This window comes from Bradyrhizobium sp. UFLA05-153 (assembly GCF_054185185.1).
This window is the reverse complement of sequence record NZ_JBBIAM010000310.1, coordinates 1-1,503: the sequence shown is the minus strand read 5'-3', so window position 1 is coordinate 1,503 and position 1,503 is coordinate 1. Positions and strand designations below refer to the sequence as shown.

The 1,503-nt window shown below is 61.5% G+C and carries 1 protein-coding gene; it reads right to left on the bottom strand.

Translation table 11 applies throughout. The features are described from left to right. Positions 1 to 134: 134 nt before the first annotated feature. Positions 135 to 1,418, bottom strand: coding sequence for an IS701 family transposase (locus tag Q2941_RS51605; protein WP_458197538.1), 1,284 nt, complete (start codon positions 1,416 to 1,418; stop codon positions 135 to 137). Positions 1,419 to 1,503 lie beyond the last annotated feature (85 nt).

Sequence of the window (1,503 nt, the reverse complement as noted above, 5' to 3'; positions counted from 1 at the left end):
TACTACTGCGTCATAATTTTCGTTGCCTGCCGAGACGCGGCGATGCCCCGCAACAAGGGCATCGCCTTAGAGTTTTAACGAGCGCTCTGATCAATCGTATGCGCACGGTTGCGATCGAGTTCGGAATGTGTCGTTCAGGCCGCGCGGGCAGATCCTCTGGGTCGATAATGGTCGGGTAAGCGAGGTGCCTGGAACGGCGCAGCGGAACGAGGTCCTGAGGGGGGAATCGTCGCCCGCTCGGCGATCAGGAAGCCGTAAGCCGCAATGCAAAGAGTTGCGTGGTGATGGAAGCCGCGCCAGCCGCGCCCCTCGTAGTGACCGAGCCCGACCTCCTGCTTGAGTTCCTGATAGTCGCGCTCGATGCGCCAGCGCAGCTTGGCAAAATCGACCAGTTGCTGGAAGCTGATGCTCTCCGATAACGTGGAGAGCCAGTATCGGGTCGGCTCTGCTTCGCCTTCGGACCATTCGATCAACAGCCACTCAGGCGATGCGTCCTCGGGGATCAGCTTGTTGTATCCGACACGAACACGCACACGGGCAAAGCGCGAGGATAGCCGCTCGGCTGAACCTTCACGCCACGTCACCGTGCGCCAGGCCTGTTTCGGCAGATTGAGTGCAAGTGTCTTGGCCGAGACCAACTCCGGCTCGTCGCGCCGGCCGGTATTGTTCATCGGCTTGTCCATGCGCCGCGGGCCGGTGCCGGGAGCCCACATCAAGATGCTCGGCACGATGCCGGCCACGTAGGTCACGCCCAACTCCGTCATGCCTGCGCGCAGTCGCGCGTCTCGGCCGTAAGCCGCATCCATCAGGGTGACGCCATGCGGCAGGCCGCCCGCGCAGGCCCATCGTATCTGCTCGAGTGCGATCTCCGGCTTGGTCTTGAACTTGGTCCCCTTCGGCACGCCGGCTTTCTTCCGTCGGGCGCGGTCCTTGATCCACTCCTGTGGCAGATACAGCTGATAGGCGACCGGAAGGCTGGCAGAGTGATTGGCGATCGACAGCGAGACCGTCACTTGGCAATTGGCCTGCTTGCCAAGCTGGCCGCAATATTGATGATGCACACCAACCGAATGCTTGCCCTGCTTGGGGAACGAGGTGTCGTCGATGATCCATGCCTCGATCGGACCATCCTTCTCGATCGCCGGCAGCACCATCTGGCGCACCTTCGCCAGTACCTCCTCGTCCGACCAGTCTGCGACGCCGACAAAGTGAAGCAGCGCTTGATGCTGCGCCGCCGTCCGTTCCGGAGCCGTTCGCGCCGCCATCGGCTCGACGCTCTTGCGCTCGCCAGGCAGCACCAACCCGGTGCAATAATCCCGCAACTGACCCGTACGCCTCACGTGACCGATTACGCTCGAAAGACCCTCGACATAAGTTGCAAACCGCGCCTCGACTTCCTCACGATCGTTGAGACTCATCCGGCCCTCCGCGTGCCAAATTCTGAATCCCTACAGATACTTGATTCTCACACCTAAGCCGCCGCGACCAACTGACTCAGTAGTA

Excerpts from the sequence above, each read along its gene's own strand:
- Q2941_RS51605 (WP_458197538.1), bottom strand. The coding sequence starts at position 1,418 with ATGAGTCTCAACGATCGTGAGGAAGTCGAGGCGCGGTTTGCAACTTAT.